The sequence below is a fragment of the Burkholderia sp. KCJ3K979 genome (assembly GCF_016759955.1).
Lineage (GTDB): Bacteria > Pseudomonadota > Gammaproteobacteria > Burkholderiales > Burkholderiaceae > Burkholderia > Burkholderia orbicola.
This window is the reverse complement of sequence record NZ_JACFYV010000351.1, coordinates 1-3,818: the sequence shown is the minus strand read 5'-3', so window position 1 is coordinate 3,818 and position 3,818 is coordinate 1. Positions and strand designations below refer to the sequence as shown.

Below are 3,818 nucleotides of genomic sequence, written 5' to 3'. Positions count from 1 at the left end.
GCGCAGCGCGGAGCGGTGGTGGCGTAGTCGCGACGCGGCGCGCGGCCTGAAGGCGGGCAGCGCGCGACACCGCGTGCGCCGGATGAAGCAATGAAAAAAGCCGCTGTTTCTTTCGAAACAGCGGCTTTTCGCATTTGGTGGCGAATCAGGGATTCGAACCCCGGACCTGCGGATTATGATTCCGTCGCTCTAACCGACTGAGCTAATTCGCCGTGAAGACTTGAATTATGTCGATCGGCCCGTCAGCTGTCAATACCTTTTTCCATCTTTCCCGAAAAAAGTTGCCGGCTGCCCGTGCCGACCTCCATCGCGGGCGGGGGCCGGTCACCGGAAGGAGATCCTCCGCTGGCCATTCCCGCCGCGCCCTCGACATCAATCCTGCGCGTAGATGTCCGAGTCCTTCGTCTCCTTGACGAACAGCAGGCCGATCACGAACGTGGCCAGCGCGATCACGATCGGATACCAGAGCCCCGAGTAGATGTTGCCCTTCGCCGCGACGATCGCGAACGCGGTCGCCGGCAGGAAGCCGCCGAACCAGCCGTTGCCGATGTGATAGGGCAGCGACATCGACGTGTAGCGGATCCGCGTCGGGAACATCTCGACCAGCATCGCGGCGATCGGGCCGTAGACCATCGTCACGAAGATCACGAGGATCGTCAGGATCACGATCGTCATCGGCCAGTTGAGTTGCGCCGGGTCGGCCTTCGCCGGGTAGCCGGCCCCCTTCAGCGTCGACGCGAGGGTCTTGTCGAACGCCGCGCCCTGCGCCTTCGCGTCGGCCGCCTTGCCGTCGTAGGTCTGGATCACCGTGTCGCCGACCTTGATTTCGGCCTGCGTGCCGGCCGGCGCCGCGACGTTCTCGTAGTTCAGGCCGGCCTTCGCGAGCGCGCTCTTCGCGATGTCGCACGAGGTGGTGAACTTCGACGTGCCGACCGGGTTGAACTGGAACGAGCAGGTGGCCGGATCGGCGAGGACCGTGATCGGCGCCTTCTGCGTCGCGAGTTCGAGCTGCGGGTTCGCGTAGTGCGTGAGCGCCTTGAACAGCGGGAAGTAGGTCAGCGCGGCGATCAGGCAGCCGGCAAGGATGATCGGCTTGCGGCCGATCTTGTCCGACAGCGAACCGAAGAACAGGAAGAACGGCGTGCCGATCAGGAGCGCGATCGCGATCAGGATGTTCGCGCTGGCGCCGTCGACCTTCAGCGTCTGCGTGAGGAAGAACAGCGCGTAGAACTGGCCCGTGTACCACACGACGGCCTGGCCGGCCGTCAGGCCGATCAGCGCGAGGATCACGATCTTCAGGTTCTTCCACTGGCCGAATGCTTCGGTCAGCGGCGCCTTCGACGTCTTGCCTTCCGCCTTGATGCGCAGGAACACCGGCGATTCGTTCAGTTGCAGCCGGATCCACACCGACACCCCGAGCAGCAGGATCGATGCGACGAACGGCACGCGCCAGCCCCAGTTGCCGAACGCTTCCTCGCCGACGAACGTGCGCACGCCGAGGATCACAAGCAGCGACAGGAACAGGCCGAGCGTGGCCGTCGTCTGGATCCAGGCAGTGTAGAAGCCGCGCCGGTTGGCCGGCGCATGCTCGGCGACGTAGGTCGCCGCGCCGCCGTACTCGCCGCCGAGCGCGAGGCCCTGCAACAGCCGCATCGCGATGAAGATCACGGGGGCGGCGATGCCGATCGACGCGTAGCCCGGCAGGAAGCCGACCACGAACGTCGAGACGCCCATGATCACGATCGTCACGAGGAACGTGTGCTTGCGGCCGACGAGGTCGCCGAGCCGGCCGAACACGATCGCGCCGAACGGCCGTACCGCGAAGCCGGCGGCGAAGCCGAGCAGCGTGAAGATGAACGCGGCGGTCGGATTGACGCCGGAGAAGAAGCTCTTGCTGATGTAGGCCGCGAGCGAGCCGGCCAGGTAAAAGTCGTACCACTCGAACACGGTGCCGAGCGACGACGCGAAGATCACCTTCTTCTCTTCGCCCGTCATCGGCGAGTGCGAAATTTGCCCGCCTAACGTTGCCATGAATCGTCTCCAAGTCCCTTGATATAGATGTGCGGCCGCCTTGGGAGGGGCGGGCCTGTCGACGATTATTGGCACGGAAACTTACGGCGCACTGACTTGCGCGTACAAAACGACTGCGCGTTAACCCGTGTCGAATCGGTCGCTTCGCGTGTCGATTGTGGCGTGAACGTCCGGTAAAGCGCTGGTTTTTTCGTATTGGCGCCGCACCGTGGCGGCGCGCGTCAGGGTTAATCCGGGGCGGTATCGGTCAGCGGCAGGCTGATGCGCACCAGCGTACCGGCGAGGCGCGGCGCGTGCTGGTAGACGTGATCGTCGAGCGTCAGCGTGCCGCCGTGCTGCGTGGCGATCTCGCGCACGATCGCGAGCCCGAGGCCGCTGCCGTCGCCTTCGCGGCCGAGGATCCGGTAGAAACGTTCGACGACGCGCTCGCGCTCGCCGGCCGGGATGCCGGGGCCGGTATCCTCGACTTCGAGATGCACGCGCCGCGCCGCGCGCTCGGCCCGCACGCGCACCGTGATGCGGCCGCCTTCGGGCGTATAGCGGATCGCGTTGTCGACCAGGTTGCCGAGCATCTCGCGCAGCATCACCGGATTGCCGTCGACCTCGAGCGGCGCGTCGTCGTCCGGGCCTTCGTACCCGAGGTCCATGCGTTTCGCGAGCGCGGCCTGCACCCAGTCGCGCACGGTGCGCCGCGCGAGCGAACCGATCTCGACCGGCTCGAACGTCAGCCCGCTCGCGCGGTTCTCGGCGCGCGCGAGCGCCAGCAGTTGCGTGACGAGCCGCGCGGCCTGCTCGGAGCTCGTCGCGATCTGCTCGAGCGAGCGCTGCACGTCGGGCGGCACCGGATGGCGCAGCGCGAACTCGGCCTGCGTGCGCAGGCCCGCGAGCGGCGTCTTCATCTGGTGCGCGGCGTCGGCGATGAAGCGCTTCTGCAGCGCCATGTTCTGTTCGAGGCGCGCGAGCAGGTCGTTGAACGACGTGACGAGCGGCTCGATCTCGGGCGGCGCGCGCTGCGCCTCGACGGGCGACAGGTCGTCGGGCCGCCGCGCGCGAATGTGCGCCTGCAGCGCGTTGAGCGGCGCGAGCCCGCGCGACAGCCCGAACCAGACGAGCAGGATCGCGAGCGGCAGGATCACGAATTGCGGCAGGATCACGCCCTTGATGATGTCGTTGGCGAGCGCATTGCGCTTGTCGAGCGTCTCGCCGACCTGCACGAGCACGGGCTGCGCGCCGCTCGCCTGCGGCAGCGCGACGGTCGTATACGCGACACGTACGTCGTTGCCGCGCAGCAGGTCGTCGCGGAACACGACGACGCCCGGCGGCGGGCGGTCCTCGTCGCGCGGCAGCGGCATGTCGGCTTCGCCGGCGACCAGCTCGCCGCGCGTGCCGAGCACCTGGAAGTAGACGCTGTCGATGTTGTCCGCGCGCAGGAAGTCGCGCGTCTGCTCCGGCAGCGTCAGCTCGGCGACGCCGTTGACCGGATGGATCTGCCGCGCGAGCACGTAGGCGTTGGTCTCGAGCGCGCGATCGAACGGGCTGTTCGCGATCGTCTTCGCGACGAGATAGGTGACGGCGATGCTCATCGGCCACAGCAGCAGCAGCGGCGCGAGCATCCAGTCGAGGATTTCGCCGAACAGCGAGCGCGGGCGCGGCGTTTCGGGCGATTCGGTTTCGTCGGGCGGCGCAAACGGGTTCTCGTAGCGCGCGTCGCGCGCCTCGTCGGCAGCCGACGACGGCGCGCCGGTCGGGTGGCGGGAAGGGGAATGGGCCGGCGTGGCCATCGCGGC

The 3,818-nt window shown here is 67.3% G+C and carries 2 protein-coding genes and 1 tRNA gene; all 3 read right to left on the bottom strand.

The annotated features are described in order from the left end of the window. Positions 1 to 135 precede the first annotated feature (135 nt). Positions 136 to 212 (bottom strand) — tRNA-Met (locus tag H3O04_RS34380). Positions 213 to 372: 160 nt separating this feature from the next. Next, positions 373 to 2,031, bottom strand: coding sequence for an MFS transporter (locus H3O04_RS34375; protein ID WP_202589413.1), 1,659 nt, complete (start codon positions 2,029 to 2,031; stop codon positions 373 to 375). 227 nt (positions 2,032 to 2,258) lie between these two features. After that, positions 2,259 to 3,812, bottom strand: coding sequence for a sensor histidine kinase (locus tag H3O04_RS34370; RefSeq protein ID WP_027811887.1), 1,554 nt, complete (start codon positions 3,810 to 3,812; stop codon positions 2,259 to 2,261). Between the last annotated feature and the right edge of the window lie 6 nt (positions 3,813 to 3,818).

Bases quoted from the DNA above. Each gene is read 5' to 3' on its own strand.
- H3O04_RS34375 (WP_202589413.1), bottom strand. From the start codon at position 2,031: ATGGCAACGTTAGGCGGGCAAATTTCGCACTCGCCGATGACGGGCGAA.
- H3O04_RS34370 (WP_027811887.1), bottom strand. From the start codon at position 3,812: ATGGCCACGCCGGCCCATTCCCCTTCCCGCCACCCGACCGGCGCGCCG.